General features: G+C 74.6%; 15 protein-coding genes, 1 pseudogene and 1 riboswitch. Of the genes and pseudogenes, 9 read left to right on the top strand and 7 right to left on the bottom strand.

Features of this window, described 5'->3' with window-relative positions; genetic code table 11:
• Position 1: 1 nt before the first annotated feature.
• The 4 genes from ACFYWL_RS04495 to ACFYWL_RS04480 all read left to right on the top strand — a co-directional run bounded on the left by ACFYWL_RS04495 (position 2) and on the right by ACFYWL_RS04480 (position 3836).
• A complete protein-coding gene (locus ACFYWL_RS04495; RefSeq protein WP_386967261.1) occupies positions 2-1009 on the top strand; it encodes an alpha/beta hydrolase in 1008 nt (335 codons plus the stop codon).
• Positions 1002-2162, top strand: a complete 1161-nt coding sequence (locus tag ACFYWL_RS04490) for an alpha-hydroxy acid oxidase (RefSeq protein ID WP_386967259.1) — start codon at positions 1002-1004, stop codon at positions 2160-2162. Before ACFYWL_RS04495 ends, ACFYWL_RS04490 begins: the two co-directional genes overlap by 8 nt.
• Positions 2111-3514: a PLP-dependent aminotransferase family protein gene (locus ACFYWL_RS04485; protein WP_386967256.1), complete on the top strand. Its 1404-nt coding sequence runs from the start codon at positions 2111-2113 to the stop codon at positions 3512-3514. The genes ACFYWL_RS04490 and ACFYWL_RS04485 overlap by 52 nt, the downstream gene beginning before the upstream one ends.
• Positions 3515-3575: 61 nt before the next feature.
• Positions 3576-3836, top strand: a complete 261-nt coding sequence (locus tag ACFYWL_RS04480; protein WP_043968905.1) for a hypothetical protein — start codon at positions 3576-3578, stop codon at positions 3834-3836.
• Between the two features lie 131 nt (positions 3837-3967).
• Here ACFYWL_RS04480 and ACFYWL_RS04475 read toward each other — a convergent pair whose 3' ends face one another.
• The gene (locus ACFYWL_RS04475; protein WP_386967254.1) at positions 3968-5407 is read right to left on the bottom strand and encodes a glycine hydroxymethyltransferase; all 1440 of its coding nucleotides are present in this window, start codon (positions 5405-5407) and stop codon (positions 3968-3970) included.
• Between the two features lie 18 nt (positions 5408-5425).
• Positions 5426-5515: riboswitch (ZMP/ZTP riboswitch) on the bottom strand.
• Positions 5516-5599: 84 nt separating this feature from the next.
• On the opposite strand from ACFYWL_RS04475, the gene ACFYWL_RS04470 reads away from it, so the two are divergent.
• Positions 5600-6451 carry a metallophosphoesterase family protein gene (locus ACFYWL_RS04470; protein ID WP_386967776.1) on the top strand — a complete coding sequence of 284 codons (852 nt, stop codon included), beginning with the start codon at positions 5600-5602 and terminating at the stop codon, positions 6449-6451.
• 111 nt (positions 6452-6562) lie between these two features.
• Here ACFYWL_RS04470 and ACFYWL_RS04465 read toward each other — a convergent pair whose 3' ends face one another.
• From ACFYWL_RS04465 to ACFYWL_RS04445, 5 genes are all read right to left on the bottom strand, one after another.
• Positions 6563-7063 carry a hemerythrin domain-containing protein gene (locus ACFYWL_RS04465; protein WP_386967251.1) on the bottom strand — a complete coding sequence of 167 codons (501 nt, stop codon included), beginning with the start codon at positions 7061-7063 and terminating at the stop codon, positions 6563-6565.
• A 189-nt stretch (positions 7064-7252) separates the two neighbouring features.
• Positions 7253-8737, bottom strand: a complete 1485-nt coding sequence (locus ACFYWL_RS04460) for a S8 family serine peptidase (RefSeq protein ID WP_386967248.1) — start codon at positions 8735-8737, stop codon at positions 7253-7255.
• A gap of 137 nt (positions 8738-8874) precedes the next feature.
• The gene (locus ACFYWL_RS04455) at positions 8875-9738 is read right to left on the bottom strand and encodes an NAD(P)H-hydrate dehydratase (protein WP_386967245.1); all 864 of its coding nucleotides are present in this window, start codon (positions 9736-9738) and stop codon (positions 8875-8877) included.
• The gene (locus ACFYWL_RS04450) at positions 9722-10453 is read right to left on the bottom strand and encodes a histidine phosphatase family protein (protein WP_386967243.1); all 732 of its coding nucleotides are present in this window, start codon (positions 10451-10453) and stop codon (positions 9722-9724) included. The genes ACFYWL_RS04455 and ACFYWL_RS04450 overlap by 17 nt, the downstream gene beginning before the upstream one ends.
• A gap of 53 nt (positions 10454-10506) precedes the next feature.
• Complete coding sequence (locus ACFYWL_RS04445) at positions 10507-12624, bottom strand: acyltransferase family protein (protein ID WP_386967240.1); 2118 nt, start codon at positions 12622-12624, stop codon at positions 10507-10509.
• Between the two features lie 169 nt (positions 12625-12793).
• On the opposite strand from ACFYWL_RS04445, the gene ACFYWL_RS04440 reads away from it, so the two are divergent.
• From ACFYWL_RS04440 to ACFYWL_RS04425, 4 genes and pseudogenes are all read left to right on the top strand, one after another.
• Positions 12794-13024 (top strand): hypothetical protein, encoded by a 231-nt coding sequence (locus ACFYWL_RS04440; protein WP_386967773.1) that lies wholly within the window; start codon positions 12794-12796, stop codon positions 13022-13024.
• A 130-nt stretch (positions 13025-13154) separates the two neighbouring features.
• Positions 13155-13481 (top strand): hypothetical protein, encoded by a 327-nt coding sequence (locus ACFYWL_RS04435; RefSeq protein ID WP_043969573.1) that lies wholly within the window; start codon positions 13155-13157, stop codon positions 13479-13481.
• Positions 13482-13978: 497 nt separating this feature from the next.
• Positions 13979-14551: pseudogene (locus tag ACFYWL_RS04430) on the top strand (SAM-dependent methyltransferase).
• 76 nt (positions 14552-14627) lie between these two features.
• Positions 14628-15599 (top strand): DNA polymerase domain-containing protein, encoded by a 972-nt coding sequence (locus tag ACFYWL_RS04425; protein WP_386967237.1) that lies wholly within the window; start codon positions 14628-14630, stop codon positions 15597-15599.
• A 19-nt stretch (positions 15600-15618) separates the two neighbouring features.
• Here ACFYWL_RS04425 and ACFYWL_RS04420 read toward each other — a convergent pair whose 3' ends face one another.
• On the bottom strand, positions 15619-16053 hold the full coding sequence (locus ACFYWL_RS04420) for an Lrp/AsnC family transcriptional regulator (protein WP_386967771.1): 435 nt from the start codon (positions 16051-16053) through the stop codon (positions 15619-15621).
• Positions 16054-16129 lie beyond the last annotated feature (76 nt).

The raw sequence follows: 16129 nt of genomic DNA, 5'->3' as shown, positions 1-16129 counted from the left end.
CATGCCCCTGGACCCGCAGGTGGTCGCGTATCGGGCCGCACGCGCGGCGGCCGGCGTCGCGCCGCTGTACACCCAGACCCTCGCCGAGGCGCGCGCGGCCGACCTGGCGGCCATCCGGGCCGGGGGCGGCGACGCCGAGCCGGTGCACGAGGTACGCGACACGGTCGTCCCCGGCCCCGCCGGCGACCTGCCGGTACGCGTGCACCGGCCGGCCGGGGCCGGCCCGCTGCCGACCCTGGTCTACTTCTTCGGCGGCGGCTGGACCCTCGGCAGCGTCGACACCGCCGACGGGATCTGCCGCCGGCTGGCCAACGCCACGGGCTGCCAGGTCGTCACGGTCGGCTACCGGCTCGCCCCCGAGCACCCGTTCCCGGCGGCGGTGCACGACTGCCACGCCGCCGTGCGCTGGCTCGCCGCGCACGCCGACGAGTTCGGGGCCGACCCGGCCCGGCTGGCCGTCGGCGGGGACAGCGCGGGCGGCAACCTCGCCGCCGCCGTGACCCTGCTGGCCCGCGACGGCGGTGGGCCGGCGCTGGCCGCCCAGTTGCTGGTCTACCCCAACACCGACCAGCGCGAGCGCGCCGAGCCGGCGGGGTCTGCCGATCCCGTCGAGTCCGCCGGGCCCGGCGGGGAGCAGGACCCGCTGCTGTTCAACCGGCACTCGGTGGCCTGGTACCGGGGGCACTACCTGCCCGATCCGGCCGACGCGGCGAACCCGCTCGCGTCGCCGCTGCTGGCGGAGGACCTGACCGGCCTGCCGCCGGCCCTGGTGATCACCGCCGAGTACGACCCGCTGCGCGAGGAGGGGGAGCGCTACGCCGACCGGCTGCGCGCGGCGGGGGTGCCGGTGGAGCTGGCCTGCTATCCCGGGATGATCCACGGGTTCTTCGCCATGCCGGGGGCGTTCGACGCCGGTCGGCACGCCCAGGACCGGGCCGCCGCGTTCCTGCGTGACCGGCTCGGCGTCGCCCCGGCGGTGCCGGCCGACGCGGGCGCGGTCGATGGCTGACCTGGCCGCCCCGGCCGGGCCCGTCGCCTCCGGCCCCGCGCCGGCCGCGCCCGCCGCCCCGGCCGGTGCGACGCCGTTCGCGGCGAGCCTCGCCGACTTCGCCGCGCTGGCCCGCGAGGCGCTGCCGCCCGAGGTGTACGACTTCGTGGCCGGCGGCAGCGGCGCCGAGACCGCGCTCGCCGCGAACCGGGCCGCCCTGGACCGGGTCGCCGTGCTGCCCCGGATGCTGCGCGGCATCGACCGGCCCCGCACCGACGCCCCGCTGCTCGGCCGGCCGCAGGCCCTGCCGGTGGCGGTCGCGCCGATGGCGTACCAGCGGCTCGTGCACCCCGACGGCGAGCCCGCGCTCGCGGCGGCGGCCGGCGCGGCCGGGGTGCCCTACGTGGCGAGCACCCTGAGCAGCGCCACCATCGAGCAGATCGCGGCGGCCGGCGGGCCGGTGTGGTTCCAGCTCTACTGGCTGCGGGACCGGGGGATGGTGCGCGAGCTGGTGGACCGGGCGCAGCGGGCCGGGTGCACCGCGCTCATGCTCACCGTCGACGTGCCGATCCTCGGCCCCCGGCTGCGCGACGTGCGCAACGGGTTCGCCCTGCCGCCGCACGTGGCCGCCGCGAACCTGCCGGGCAGCCGCGACGACCTGGCGCACGCCGGCACGCCCGGCACGTCGGCCGTGGCCCGGCACACCAGCGCCGCGTTCGCCTCGGCCCTCACCTGGTCCGACGTCGCCTGGCTGCGCGGGCGCACGGACCTGCCGCTGGTGGTCAAGGGCGTCCTCGACCCCCGCGACGCGGTGCTGGCCGCCGACGCGGGCGCGGACGCGGTGGTGGTGTCCAACCACGGCGGGCGGCAGCTCGACGCCGCCCCCGCCGGGCTGACCATGCTGCCGCAGGTGCGCACCGCCGTCGGCGACCGGTGCGAGGTGCTGGTCGACGGCGGCATCAGCGGCGGCGTCGACGTGCTGCGCGCGCTGGCGCTCGGCGCGACGGGGGTGCTGGTGGGACGGCCGCTGCTGTGGGCGCTGGCCGTCGGCGGGCGGGCCGGCGTCGACGCCGCGTTCGCGCTGCTCGCCGCCGAGCTGCGCGACGCCCTCACCCTCGCCGGGTGCGCCGACCCGGCGGAGGCCCGCGACCTGCGTACGATCACGGAAGGCTGAACGTGGACGGTGGACGACCGGTGGACCTGAGCGGGCACACCGACCTGGACGTGGCCGACCTGCACCCGGCGGTCGGCGATCCCGCGCTGAACTCGATGAACTTCCTCAACGAGGTCGCCCAGCGCTATCCCGACGCGGTGTCGCTGGCCGCCGGCCGCCCGTACGAGGAGTTCTTCGACGTCGCCGACCTGCACCGGCACCTGGAGACGTTCCGCGCGCACCTGGCCGACGACCTCGGCTACGGCCCGGCGCAGGTGCACCGCGCCCTGTTCCAGTACGGCCGCACCAAGGGCATCATCCACGACCTCGTCGCCCGCAACCTCGCCGTCGACGAGGAGATCACCGTCGACCCGGAGTCGATCGTGGTGACCGTCGGCTGCCAGGAGGCGATGCTGCTGGTGCTGCGGGCGCTGCGCGCCGGCCCCGCCGACGTGCTGCTCGCCGTCGCCCCCACGTACGTCGGGCTGACCGGCGCGGCCCGGCTGGTGGACCTGCCGGTGCGCCCGGTGGCCGGCGGGCCGGCCGGCATCGACCTGGCGGACCTGCGCGCGCAGGTGCGCCGGGCCCGCGCCGAGGGGCTGCGCCCGCGCGCCTGCTACGTGATGCCGGACTTCGCCAACCCGTCCGGGGCGAGCATCGGCCTGGCCGACCGGCGGCGGCTGCTGGACCTCGCCGCCGCCGAGGACCTGCTGCTGATCGAGGACAACCCGTACGGGCTGTTCCACGCCGACGGGGCGGTGCGGCTGCCCACGCTCAAGGCCCTCGACGCCGGACGGCGGGTGGTCTACCTCGGCTCGTTCGCCAAGACCGTGCTGCCCGGGGCGCGGGTCGGCTACGTGGTCGCCGACCAGCGGGTGCGCGACGCCGACGGGAGGGTCGGGCCGCTCGCCGACCAGCTCGCCAAGATCAAGAGCATGGTCACGGTGAACACCTCCGCCATCGCCCAGGCGGTCGTCGGCGGGGCGCTGCTCGCCCACGGGTGCAGCCTCGTCGCCGCCAACACCCGCGAGCGCGCCGCGTACGCCCGCAACCTGCGCCACCTCGTCGACGGCCTGGCCCGGCGATTCCCCGACCCGTCGCCGGTGCGGTGGAACGTCCCCGCGGGCGGCTTCTTCGCCGTGGTGAGCGTCCCGTTCCCCGTCGACGACGCGCTGCTGCGCCGCTCCGCCGAGGACTACGGCGTGCTGTGGACGCCGATGGCGCACTTCTACGACGACACCGCGCCGGTGGCCGCGCTGCGGCTGTCGATCAGCGCCGTGACGCCCGGGCAGATCGACGCCGGCCTCGACCGGCTCGCCGCGCTGATCGCCGACGAGCTGGCCCGGTCGCCCGTGCCGGCGGCCCCGGGCTGATCTCGTACTGTCGTCGTTCCGCCACCCCCCGTGCGCCGCGCGCCCGGGTCGACCGGCCATAATGGACCGCATGGTCGCATGGGAGTACGCACTGTTGGTCCGCCGCTACCAGGGGCAGGGGCGCAATTTCCACGTCTCGTTCGTGTGGTACGGCCCGGACGGGTCCCGCACCGACATCACCGCGTACGGCGACACCGCGATCGCGCACCTCAACCGGGCCGGCCGCGAGGGCTGGGAGCTGGTCTCCGCCGCCGAGGACGTGAACAACGTCCAGGGCAGCACCGAGGTCCACCGCTACCACCTCAAGCGCCCCATGGCCTGACGCACCCCGCCCCTCGGTTGCGCGCGGCGTCCCGCCTCCCCGCCCGGTCCCGCCCCGGTGATCAAGAGGAAAGCGTCAAAGTCGATCTCCACGATGACGCAAACCTCTTGATCACCGAGCAGGTGGGCGGGTCAGGCCAGGGTTACCGAGGGGTAGAGGGGGTGGGTCGACAGGAGGTCGGTGGCCTGGCGGCTGACCTTGTCGGCCAGGGCCGGGTCCAGGACGTACTTGGCCTTCGACGGCGTGCCGTCGGCGTTCGACCCCGGCGTGGTCTGGCTGAGCACGGTGTGGATCAGCTCGGCCGTCGCGTCCATCTCGGCGGCGCCCAGGCCCCGCGTGGTCAGGGCGGGGGTGCCGATCCGGATGCCCGACGTGTACCACGCGCCGTTCGGGTCCTGCGGGACCGCGTTGCGGTTGGTGACGATGCCCGAGTCCAGCAGCGCCTGCTCGGCCTGCCGGCCGGTCAGGCCGTACCCGGAGACGTCGATGAGCACCAGGTGGTTGTCGGTGCCGCCGGTGACCAGCTTCGCGCCCCGGCGCAGCAGCCCCTCGGCGAGGGCCTGGGCGTTGTCGACGATGCGCTGCGCGTAGTCGGCGAAGTCGGGGCGGCGCGCCTCGGCCAGGGCGACCGCCTTGGCGGCCATCACGTGCGGCAGCGGGCCGCCGAGCACCATCGGGCAGCCCCGGTCGACCTGGTCGGCCAGCTCCGGGCCGCACAGCACCATGCCGCCGCGCGGGCCGCGCAGCGACTTGTGGGTGGTGGTGGTGACGATGTGCGCGTGCGGCACCGGGTCGAAGTCGCCGGTGAAGACCTTGCCGGCCACCAGGCCGGCGAAGTGGGCCATGTCGACCATGAACGTCGCGCCCACCGAGTCGGCGATCTCCCGCATGATCCGGAAGTTGACCTTCCTCGGGTACGCCGAGTAGCCGGCGACCAGGATCAGCGGCCGGAACTCGCGGGCCGCCTCGGCGACCCGGTCGTAGTCGATCAGGCCGGTGGTCGGGTCGGTGCCGTAGCTGCGCTGGTCGAACATCTTGCCGGAGATGTTGGGCCGGAAGCCGTGGGTGAGGTGGCCGCCCGCGTCCAGCGACATGCCGAGCATCCGCTGGTCGCCCAGCTCGCGGCGCAGCGCGAACCAGTCCTCCTCGGTCAGGTCGTTGACCTGGCGCACCTGGGCCCGCTTCAGGGCCGGGGACTCCACCCGGTCGGCCAGGATCGCCCAGAACGCCACCAGGTTGGCGTCGATGCCGGAGTGCGGCTGCACGTACGCGTGCGACGCGCCGAACAGCTCCCGGGCGTGCTCGGCTGCGAGGGCCTCGACGGTGTCCACGTTCTGGCAGCCGGCGTAGAAGCGGCGGCCGACCGTGCCCTCGGCGTACTTGTCGCTGAACCAGTTGCCCATCGCCAGCAGCGTGGCGGGGGAGGCGTAGTTCTCGCTCGCGATCAACTTCAGCGACTCGCGCTGGTCGGCCAGTTCCGCCCCGATCGCGTCGGCGACCCGGGGCTCGACGGCGCGGATCACCTCGAGGGCGCTGCGGAAGGCGGTGGACTCGGCGTTCGGCGACGACATGCGACCTCCTGGTGACGTGCGGAAGGCCCAGGCGCTCGGCAGACGTCCTGATGACGGGACCGCTTCCCGATGGTTGTCCATCCCCACGCGCCAGTCACGGCCCGGCTCGATCCTACCCGGTGCGCCCGGGCGCGGGCCGCGCCGGACCACCTTCGGCGGTCCCCGCGCCCGCGGCGGCTCCCGTAGGATCGACTGGTGGTGGGGGAGGACGACGGGGCGCTGCTCGCGATCAGCGACCTGCATGTGACATACGCGGAGAACCGGGCGATCGTCGAGGGCCTGCGCCCCCGGTCGCCGGCCGACTGGCTGCTGGTGGCGGGCGACGTCGCCGACACCGTGGCCGACATCGAATGGGCGTTGGGCCTGCTCAGCGAGCGCTTCGCAAAGGTGGTTTGGGCCCCGGGCAACCACGACCTGTGGACCCCGTCGAGCGACCCGGTGACCCTGCGCGGGGTGGCCCGCTACCGGCACCTGGTGGACGTCTGCCGCGCCCTGGGCGTGGTCACCCCGGAGGACCCGTACCCGGTGTGGCGGGGCCCCGGCGGGCCGGCGCTCGTCGCGCCGCTGTTCCTGCTCTACGACTACACCTGGCGGCCCGAGGGGCTGGACACCCGCGAGGCGGCCCTGGCCGAGGCGTACGCCACCGGCATCGTCTGCACCGACGAATACCTGCTGCACCCGGACCCGTACCCGAGCCGGCAGGACTGGTGCGCGGCCCGGCTCGCCGAGACGGCCGCGCGGCTCGACGCCCGCGACCCGGCGCTGCCGACGGTGCTGGTCAGCCACTGGCCGCTGGTGCGCGAGCCGACCCGGATCCTGCGCTACCCGATCTTCGCCCAGTGGTGCGGCACCGACGCCACCGCCGACTGGCACGTGCGCTACGCCGCCGCCGCGGCCGTCTACGGCCACCTGCACATCCCCCGCACGACGTGGCACGACGGGGTGCGCTTCGAGGAGGTGTCGGTCGGCTACCCCCGGGAGTGGCGACGCCGCGCCGTCCCGCCGGGGCAGCTCCGCCAGATCCTCCCGCCGCCGTCGACCTGATCCCGTCCCCGGGCTGACCGCCCCTCTCCGGATCTTGGACAGTTGTCGTCACGAGGCGGACTGTCACGAGGCGGACGACAACTGTCCAAGAATCGCGTGCCGGGGGCGCGGTCAGGCGGTGACCGCGTCCAGCGCCTTCTTGATCGCCTTCGGGGCCGTCGGGCTGCGCGGGGCGTCGGCGCGCAGCGCGATCATCCGCTCGCCGATCTCCTGCAACTGCTTGCGGCCGAGCGCCTCCCGCACCTTCGGGAACCACTCCTGCTCCTCCTCCTCGACGTGGTGCTCCACGTTCTCGATCAGCACCGTGGTCTTGGCGTTGAAGTGGTCGTCGTCGGCGTCCATGACGGCCAGCTCCGCGCAGAGCAGGTCGGCCACGTGGTGCTCCTCGTACGATTCGAGGATGTCGTCCTCCAGATCCGGCAGCAGCTTGCGGACCTCCGGGTACATCACCTCGTTCTCCAGGTAGGTGTGCACCGTGAGGGCCTCCAGGATCTGCCCCACCAGCTTCTGCCGCCGGCTCGCCGGCCCGTCCTGGGCATCCTGGAAGGCCCTGAACAGGCGGCGGATCTCCTTGTGGTCCTCTTTGAGCACGACGATGGCATCGGTCGACAACGGTGACCTCCTAGGTTCGGCTGATGATCGTCCGGTACCCCGAGGCCAGCAGCGGAAACGGCCGTCACCCGATCGGTGGACGGGGCCATCGCCCCGGCCGGCGGCGCGCCCGGCCGGCGGAGCGCGGGCCACCGAGAGACGGAGGTGGGGCCCGGCGCACGCCGGGCCCCACCGATTCGGGTCAGGCGGTCACTTGACCGCGTTGTACGCGCTGACGATGCCCGCGCCGTAGAACCCGTTGCGGGCCCCACCCGAGCAGGTCGCGTCGTAGGCGTGCGGGCCGGTCGGGATCAGCGGGACCGGGTTGTACACGCCCTTCGGGCAGGAGCGCGCCACGGCGGTGCGCTCCAGGAACGACGCGAGCTGCCCCGGCGTCATCCCCGGGTGGGCCGACAGGGCCAGGGCGGCGACGCCGGTCGCGTGCGGACCGGACATCGAGGTGCCCTGCTTGTAGCCCCACCCGTTGGTGCGGGTGGCGGTGTTGAAGGTGGTGGACAGGATCCCGTCGGTGCTGGTCGAACGGGTGCCCTGGGTGCGGAACCGGGTGTCGCCACCCGGGGCCGTCACGTCGACGACGCCCTGCCCGTAGGAGGAGTAGTAGCTCTTGTCCCCGGTCGGGCCGACCGCCGACACGGTCACCACGCCCGGCGCCTCGGCCGGCAGGTCGAGGCAGGCGTTGGTGAGGTTCTCGCGGGTCTCGGGCGTCCCGTTGTTCGGGCTGCCCTCGTCGGTGATCTTGTGCGCGAGGTCGTAGTTGGAGTTGCCCGCGGACGCCACGTTGAGCACGCCCTTGCTCTGCGAGTACCGGATGGCCCGCTGGACGGCCTGCCACACCGGACGCTGGCGCGCGTCGTTGCGGCAGTTCAGCTCCCACGGGTCGATGTAGTAGCTGTTGTTGGTCAGCTGCATGCCGTGCTCGGCGGCCCACACGAACCCGCAGACCGCGGCCTCGGGGAAGATGTAGCCGTCGTCGTTGACCACCTTGACGGCGGCGACCCTGACGCCCGGGGCGACGCCGGTCACCCCGACGCCGTTGATCGCGGCGGCGATGGTGCCGGCCACGTGGGTGCCGTGGTCGGAGGTGGTCGGGTTCCAGGCGGCCTCGGTGGTGTCGGTGACGCCGCCGACGCAGGACGCGCTCTTGTCCCTGGCGATCTGGCTGGCCAGGTCCGGGTGGCTGGAGGAGATGCCGCTGTCCAGCACGCCGACGACCACGTCCGGGCGGCCGGTCGTGATCGCGTGGGCCTGCGGGACGCCGATCATCGGCATGTCCCACTGCTGCCCGTACAGCGGCTCGGCGGTCGGGTCGCCGCTGGCCGCGGCGGCGTCGGCCGCCGAGACCTCCACGGTCTCGCCCTCGTCGAGGGCGGCGCCGAGGCCGGTGGTGGCGGCCACCGACTCGACGCCGGCGCCCTTCACCGCCGAGGCGAAGTCGGGGTTGGTCGACCGGACGACGAGCACGCCGATCTGCTGGTAGCTGGCCACCACCGTGCCGTTCGCGGCGGCGACCCGGGCCGCCGCGGCGCCGGTCGTCGCGCCCTGCGGCGCGAGGACCAGGAAGGTGGTGTCGGGGCCGACGGCCGCCGCCGGGGCCAGTCCGCCGGTGAGGGCGAGACCGACGCCGAGCGTCACGGCGGACGCGGCGGCCAGGGTCTTGCGACGCAGGTTGTTCACACAGACTCCCAGGGGCTGTTCCAACCGGCTCCGCGCCCCTGGTGGGGACACGGCCGGCGGAAGGCGGACGGGACGCCCGCCTCCGCTGGATGAGCGCCGGGAGCCCGCACGCCGTTACACCGCCCTCCGGGACGTCGTCAGACGGTGGCGAGGGTGTGCGGAATCTCGTCGAGCAGCTCGCGGGCGAGGAAGCCGATCCGGCCGAACCGGGGCACCAGGCGCTGCCCACTGACCGCGTGCGCGAACGCCGCCCAGCAGGCAGCCTGCGCCGGCTCGGCGCCCCGCGACAGCAGACCCGCCAGCAGCCCGGCCCGCACGTCGCCGCTGCCGGAGGTGCCGAGCCCCGCGTCGCCGCTCTCCTCCCGCCAACACCGCCCGTCGGGTGCGGCGATGTGGCCGTAGAGGGAGACCACCGCGTCGTACCGGCGGGCCAGCTCGGCCGCCTCGACGTCCAGGTCGTCGCCGGGGTCGCGGCCCAGCAGGTGCGTCGCCTCGGTCAGGTTGGGGGTGAGCACCACCGGGCGGCCCGAGCCGGCCAACAGGTCCGGGGCGTGGCTGAGCGCGCCGAGGGCGTACGCGTCGAGCACCAGCGCGGTCTGCTTCGGCGCGGCGTCGAGGACCCCGCGCAGCAGGTCCCCGGTCGCGTCGATGTCCTTGAGCCCGGGGCCGACGGCCACCACGTCGGCGTCGGCCACCAGCCCGTCCAGCGGGTCGCCGGGCCGACCCGCCACGGCCCCGTCGGCGGTCTCGGGCAGGCCCACGACCAGCGCCTCCGGCACCTGGATGCTCAGCGCGGCGGCGGTGGACTCGGCGGCGGCCAGTTGCAGCACCCCCGCGCCGGCCCGCAGGGCGGCCACCCCGGCCAGCAGCACCGCGCCGGGGGTGAACCGGGAGCCGCCGACGACCAGCACCGTGCCCCGGGCCTCCTTGCCCCCGGTGGGCACGGGCAGCGCCCACCGGCGCAGCAGCGCCGGGGTGATCACCTCAGACCGGTTCGGCATGGACCTCGTCCTCCCTGGTCGGCCGGGCGCCCTGCCGGTGCAGGTGGGTGACGTCGTTGAACACGTCGGGGACGAGCCGGCCGTCCGCGTCGGCGCTCCAGCCGGTGACCGAGCAGTTGGCGATCACGTGCTGGCCGGTCAGCGCCAACAGCTCCGCCTCGGTCAGCCCCTCCACGAGGTAGCGCAGCAGGAACACCAGCGCGTCGTGGCCGAAGAGCAGCACCCGTTGGCCGGCGTGGTCGCGACGCAGGTCGCCCAGCAGCCCGCGCAGCCGCAGCGCCACGTCCGTCCACGACTCGCCGCCGGGCGGCCGGTAGTAGAACTTGCCGAGCCGGGCCCGGCGCTGCGCCTCGTCGGGGAAGCGGCGGGCGACGCCGTGCCCGGTCAGGCCGTCGAGGACGCCCAGCTCCCGGTCGCGCAGCCGCTCGTCACGGCTGACCGGGATGCCGGTGCCGTCGAGGGCCAGCTCGGCGGTGCGCACGGCCCGCAGGTACGGCGACACGACCGCCACGTCCGGCCGCCGCCGCGGCGGCAGCTCGGCCAGCCAGCGCCCGGTCGCCCGGGCCTGCTGCTCCCCGGTGGGGGACAGCGGCACGTCCGCGTCGCGGTGGGTCAGCCCGATCAGCTCCGCCCCGGTGCTCTCCGCCTCGGTCGCCGCGACGTTCGCCGTGCTCTCGCCGTGCCGCACGATCCACAGCGCTGCCAGTTCCGCCATGCGCCGCACCGTACCCGGGGTTCCCGGGCGATAACCCTGGCCGGGGCGGGGGCCTAGTTGAGCAGCCTGACCAGGCGGTCCCGCAGCCGGGGAGCGAGGGTCGCGGCGTACGTGGCGGTGAGGTGGTTGCTGTCCCGGTAGATCAGGACACCGCCGATGACCGCCGCGCAGGGATCGACCGGGCAGATCGCGTCGTTGAGGTCGACCAGGTGGACGCCGGGCTGCCCGGCTGCCGCCGCCTCGTGCGCCGGCCCGCCGCCCGCGTTCAGCGCGGACGTGCGGTCCGTCGCGCAGCGCGTCAGCTTCCGGGGGTTGGCCGCCACGCACTCGGGGGCGTTGCGCTTCAGGTAGGGCGAGTCGCGGAGCACGACCACCGTCGTGCCGACCGCCGTGACCGCCCGCCAGGTCTGGCGCAGCCCCTCGGCCATGCCTTTGTTCGCCTCGTCGACGTCGTCGGGGTCCACCCCGTACGGCCGGTAGAAGGTGTTGCCGACCAGCAGCAGGTCCGGCTTCTCGACCTCGACGAGCTGCTTCTGCACGACGCGGTTCCAGTCCCGGCAGCCGGGCTCCGGTCGTTCCTGCCAGGCCACCTCGATGGCGATGAACGGGCAGGCGGAGCGAGTGTAGGACAGCAGCCGCCAGCCCTCCGCCTCGGCGATGGGCTTCAGGGCCGGCAGCCACTGGTTGGCGTGCGAGTCCCCGGCGAGCGCGACGGTGGTCGCGCCGAGAGGGTCCCCGTACTTGCAGGGGAACGCCTGGTCGCCGCGTTGCCCGGCCCCGCAGGGGTTGGCCCACTGTTCGGGCCCGTCCTTCTTGGCCACGCCGGGGTCGGGGGTGATGGAGGCGACCCGGTCGACGGCCGCGCCGGCCCGGTCGCCCAGCGGCTTCTTCCCGAGCACCGCCGCTCCGGGCGGTCCGGCGGGGGTCGTGGTCGCGGTCGGGGTGGGGCTGCCGAGCGGCGGCAGGGCCACCGGGGTCGGCGGCGCCTGCCGGGGCGGCCACACCGTGAGCTGGAACAGCAGGCCGGCGGCGACGGCGGCACCCGTGCAGACGGTGCCGACGCGCAGGGCGGCGGCCGGTTCCCGCCGCAGCGCCTCGGACATCCGGATCGGGTTCTCCACGAACCGGTAGGTGAGCGCGGCCGGCACGGCCGACAGCGCCGCCACGCCGAGGCCCGCCTGCGTGCTCAGCTCGCCGAACCGCGCCTCGGCGGCCACCAGCAGCGGCCAGTGCCACAGGTAGAGCGAGTAGGACAGCGCGCCGACGGCCCGCACCGGCCGCCAGCCGAGCACGCCGGCCGGGCCGACCCGGCCGGCGGCCTGCGCGCCCGCGATCACGGCCGCGGTGCCGACCGTCGGCAGCAGCGCCTGGTAGCCGGGGAAGGCCCGGTCGGGGTCGACCAGGAAGGCGGACGCGGCCACCATGGCCAGCCCGGCCCAGGCGAGCGCGCCGGCCAGCGCACGGGGCAGCCGGTGTACGCGGGTGCCGGCGATGGCGACGGCCCCGCCGAGGGCGAGTTCCCACAGCCGGGTGGTGGTGACGAAGTAGGCGGGCCCGGGGTCGGTCTGGCTCGCGTGCACCGACCAGGCGAACGAGGGCAGGGCGACGAGGGCGAAGCCGGCCATCAGGGCCCCCCGGCGCAGCCGGCGACGCCCGGCGAGGACGGCCAGGGCGAGCAGGAGCAGCGGCCACCCGAGGTAGAACTGCTCCTCGACGCCGAGGGACCAGAAGTGCTGGACGATGCTGGGCGCGGCGTCGGCGGCCCAGTAGTCGGTGGCCTGGACGGCGAGCCGCCAGTTCAGGCCGTAGGCGGCGCTGGCCACCACGTCCCAGGCGGTGTCGGCCCAGCGGGTGCGGGGCAGCAGGAGCCAGGTGATCAGGAGGCTGGCGACCAGCACGACGGCAGCGGCGGGCAGCAGGCGCTTGGCCCGGCGGGCGTAGAAGCCGGACAGGGAGATCCGGCCGGTGCGTTCGAGCTCGGCGACGAGCAGACCGGTGATGAGGAACCCGGAGATGACGAAGAAGACGTCGACACCGGCGAAGCCGCCCGGCACGAGGTCGCGTCCGGCGTGGCCGACGAGGACCATGACCACGGCGAGGGCGCGAAGTCCCTCGATATCTCCCCGGAAGGCCGACCGCGCGGACCCTTCCGGCGTGACTGGCAAGCGCATCGAATGCCCCGTTTCCCCTTATATCGACCGGTAGGCGACGTGTACAACGGGGTGGGGCGGCGGAGGTTATCCCCGTCCGCTGCGCGGGGCGGGCGCGTACGGCCGGGCCCGACGGGTAAGCGCGGGGTCGAACCGTAGCCGAGAAACGGGGAGGTTGGCCGTGGCCACGATGGTCAGGGAGATCGGCAGTCCGGTGCGGGACAAGAACTACGACCTGATCCACGCGCTACAGATGTCGCTGGAGCACGTCTACCGGATGGACATCTACATCTCCGACGCCGAGGAGCGCGGCGACACCGAGCTCGCCACCTGGTTCCGCAAGATCCAGGAGAACAACCGCAAGGCGGGCGAGCAGGGCAAGCAGCTGCTGATGGACCGGCTCCAGCGCGAGAAGGGCTGAGTCGACCGCGCGGCACGGGACAGCGCTGTGGCCGTACGCCCGGCAGAATGTCACCCGCGCCGCCGGTGGCCCCGGCGGCGCGGGTGTCGACGGGCGCCGGCCGCCGGCCGGCCGAAAGGGGTGCGCGGCGATGACGGTGGTCCGGGGTCTGCGCGAGGCGCTCGTGCTGTTCGTCGTCGCGCTGGTGGCGGTCGCCGCCGCCGCGGGCGTGTGGACGGCGGTCAGCGGCGGCGAGTTCGTCTTCCGGCTCGGCGTCGCGCTCATCGTCGTCGGCACCCTGCTCGGGCTCACCGGCGACCTGACCCTGAGCCGGATCGGCATGCTGCCCGCCCGGGCGGCCTTCGGGCTGGCCCCCGAGCGGGAGGACGCGGGCGGCGGGCGGGTGCTCACCGGCGTCGGCATCTTCCTGTTCGTCTCGCTGCCGCTGATGGCCGTCGGGGTGGCGCTGTTGTCCTGACTGCCGAGTTGGCCGGCGTCAGCTCCCGCAGCGGCGTCCGCGCGAAGAGCGCCGTATGCGGCCGGGGCGACGCCACTGCGGACCCTCGGGCTCACCAAGCGGCGATCACCCTACGTGATGACTACGCGGACTGGCTCCGCCACGTGGTCGATCTGACTCTTCGTCACCTTCCTTCGACCTCGCCAGACATCCCCCGCCCCCTTTGCTCTGCACCCCTATCCGCAGCACCCGCCATGAGCTGGGCGTAGCCGAGAACGAGAGCACGGGGGACGGCGATGGCCGGTTGCGCTGCGTGATTCGTTGCGTATGTGGGTGCAGAGCAAAGGGGCTCGCCGGGGTGGTGGCGTCGGGTGAGCTGGTTGCGCTGTGTCACGCCTTGGCGGGGAGCAGCGGGTGCGGAGGTGTCCCTTGCGACCCGGCCCGGCCGTCGGCACGGCACGGCACGGCACGGCACGGAGCTAGGCTGACCGGACATCCGCGACAGCCGAGAAGTTTTCGTGTCAGAGTCCGGCGACGTCGGGGTTCGCGAGGGCGGACGGGCCGAGCCCATCGACACCTCGGTCGCGCACAACGCCCGGGTGTGGAACTACTGGCTCGGCGGCAAGGACAACTTCGAGCCCGACCGCCGGGTCGGGCATTCGGCAGTTCCTCGACAACGGCACCGGCCTGCCGACCGCCGACAACACCCACCAGGTCGCGCAGGCCGTCGCCCCCGACGCGCGGATCGTCTACGTCGACAACGACCCGATGGTCCTCGTGCACGCCCGCGCCCTGCTGACCAGCTCCGCCGAGGGGGCCACGGACTACCGGCCGGTGGCCGTGATGATGGGCATCCTCAACTTCGTGCTCGACACCGACGAGGCCGTGGCGATAGTCCGCCGGCTGATGGACGCGATGCCCCCGGGCAGCTACCTGGCGCTCACCCATCCCACCGTCGAGCTGGGCGGCGAGGCGAAGACGGCCTGGAGTTGGTGACGCCGGGCCTGGTGTCGTGTGCGCGGTGGCGTCCGGCCGACGGCGAGGAGCCGGCCGTCGTCCCGCAGTACGGCTGCGTGGCCCGCAAGCCCTGACCGCGCCGCGCGGACCGCCAGCGGATCGCGTCCGACCTGCCCGCGCGGGTCGGCGCGGCGTCGTACGGTGTCAGTCGTGGCCACGGCGGCGCAGGAGATCAGGGTCGGGGAGCGGGTGGTCCGCGTCTCCAGCCCCGACAAGCCGTACTTCCCGGAGCGCGGCCTGACCAAGCTCGACGTGGTGCGCTACTTCCTCGCCGTCGGCGACGGGATCCTGCGCGCCCTGCGGGACCGTCCGACCATGCTGGAACGTTGGCCCCGGGGCGTGTTCGAGGGCGCGCGGATCGCCACCCGGCAGAGCAACCGGGGCGACGCGTTCTACCAGAAGCGGCTGCCGGCCGGCGCGCCCGACTGGGTGCGCACCGCCCACCTGACGTTCCCCAGCGGACGCACGGCCGACGAGGTCGCGCCCGGCGAGCTGGCGGTGGTGATCTGGGCGGCCAACCTCGGCACCCTGCGCTTCCACCCGTGGCCGGTCACCGCCGCCGACACCGAGCGCCCCGACCAGCTCCGCGTCGACCTCGACCCCCTGCCCGGGGTCGACTTCGCGCAGGTGGTCCCGGTCGCCCGCGAGCTGCGCGCGGTGCTGACGGAGCTGGGGCTGGTCGGCTATCCGAAGACCACCGGCGGGCGGGGCCTGCACGTCTACCTGTCGATCGAGCCGAGGTGGGGCTTCGGCGACTGCCGCCGGGCGGTGCTGGCGCTGGGCCGCGAGCTGCAACGCCGGCTGCCGCACCTGGTCACCACCACCTGGTGGCGCGAGCAGCGGGACCGGCCGGTCTTCGTCGACTACAACCAGATGTCGCGGGACCACACGATGGCCTCGGCGTACTCGATCCGGCCCACCCCGCGGGCCCTGGTCTCCGCGCCGCTGGACTGGTCGGAGCTGGACGACGCCCGGCCGGAGGACTTCGACGTGCTCACCCTGCCGGCGCGTTTCGCCGAGCGCGGCGACCCGCACGCCGGCCTGGACGGCCCGCGCTTCTCGCTGGAGCCGCTGCTGGAGCTGGCCGACCGCGACGGCCTCGCGGCCCCGCCCCCACACTGAGCGCGACCACTGACGGCGCTCACGCCCACGGGCTACGGGCGCCCTCGAACTCGTCGAAGACGAGCCAGCTGCGGGTGGACAGCACCCCGGCGATGCCCTGCACCCGGTCGAGCACCACGTCCCGCAGGGTGGCGTTGTCGGGCGCCCGGACCAGGGCGAGGACGTCGTGTTCGCCGCTGAGCAGCGCGACGTGCTCGACGTAGCGCACCCGGGCCAGCTCCGCCGACACCTCCCGCCAGGTGTTCTGCTGGATGGTCAGCGCGATGTACGCCGACGTGCCCAGCCCGGCCGGCTCGGGCGCGACCCGGGCCCGGAAACCGGTGATCACGCCGTCGCGCAGCAGCCGCTCCACCCGGGCGTACGCGTTGGTCCGGGAGACGTGCACCCGTTCGGCGAGGGTGCGGATGGAGATCCGCCCGTCGCGGACCAGCTCGTCGAGGATGCGCCGGTCCACCTCGTCGAGCGGCCCGGCCGAACGTCCCGTACCGCCCTCCGCGCCCGGCTCCCCGGTGGTCTGCTGGCTCACATCC

Source organism: Micromonospora sp. NPDC002575, assembly GCF_042889525.1.
GTDB lineage: Bacteria > Actinomycetota > Actinomycetes > Mycobacteriales > Micromonosporaceae > Micromonospora > Micromonospora carbonacea.
This window is presented reverse-complemented; position numbering and strand designations above follow the sequence as displayed.